Genomic DNA, 1080 nt, shown 5'->3' with positions numbered 1-1080 from the left:
CGCTGTGGCTTTGTCGCATAAATAATTACCGTAGGAAGTATTATTGTTGGGGGGCCTTTTTTATTCCTGCCCTCCTGAGGAATTTTAACTTTACTTCACTTCTTTCGAAAATAAAGGGGATATACTTGGTAACGCTGCCGACAAAATCAAACCGATTAATTTGATTCTATTAATTGTTACCAATGATAATCCTGCATCTTGTAAAAGTTCAAATTTTGTATCGATCAAGCCAGTTAAAACAATTAAAAGACTCACGATTACTGCAATTTTAGATTTATTCATATATTAATTTTAAGATTATTTACTAATTTTTTTTTGTTTTCCCACTAATGAGACACCCATGTAGTACCATTATAGAATACTGGACATACTACAGAACCTCCTCCTGTTAGAATTCCTAAGTAAGTAGGAGCTGTAGCGTCAGTTACATATGCCTGATCTCCGATTGTTCCGTCTGGTAAAGTACTTACCGTATAAGACTTTAGTTTAATATCACTTCTAATCGCTAATGTATGATCCTCGTCTGGTAAGTTAGTAGTTGGAGTCTTAAATATGAGGGCTTTACCAACTATAGGTTCTGCATTAAATGTTAATGAAGTTTGAGTAGAAGTATCTATTGTGTTTAAATTTATTCCGGTCGGCCTTAAATCTATTTTTGATCCAAGATCTAAGCTACCAACTACCATTATAATACCTGCTGGTTCTAACGAACTTCCTAAACTGACAATTCCTGTTTCAGATTCCCAAAGTCTGCCGTTATCTAAAACTTTTTGTAAAGTAATATCATCTGTAGTAGCTATTATACCTGATTTTGATTGTAAAGTTTGAGTAAAAGTACCTGTAATATCTTCTAAAGATGATACTGTTATATTCCCATATCTCCTTGCTATGTTAATCCCTTCAGGTATTATACTAGTGGAGGTGTAATTATCATTATCTTCAATTTGCATCTGTAGATAATTAATACTCCCTCTTTTCCCAACATTATCAGTGTTAGAAAAACCATATTGGTTCATATAAGCTATACTATTAGAATCAGATGCACTAAAAAATATCCTTTTATCTATAGCAGTCTCACCT

2 protein-coding genes are annotated in these 1080 nt (G+C 33.1%); both read right to left on the bottom strand.

The genetic code is table 11. The features are described 5' to 3' along the window. Window positions 1-90 precede the first annotated feature (90 nt). Window positions 91-282 (bottom strand): hypothetical protein, encoded by a 192-nt coding sequence (locus NJT12_RS24805; protein WP_271338789.1) that lies wholly within the window; start codon window positions 280-282, stop codon window positions 91-93. A 44-nt stretch (window positions 283-326) separates the two neighbouring features. After that, on the bottom strand, window positions 327-1080 hold a 754-nt coding region (locus NJT12_RS24800; RefSeq protein WP_271338788.1), incomplete at its 5' end, for a hypothetical protein.

The organism is Flavobacterium azizsancarii (assembly GCF_027980145.1).
Lineage (GTDB): Bacteria > Bacteroidota > Bacteroidia > Flavobacteriales > Flavobacteriaceae > Flavobacterium > Flavobacterium azizsancarii.
This window is presented reverse-complemented; position numbering and strand designations above follow the sequence as displayed.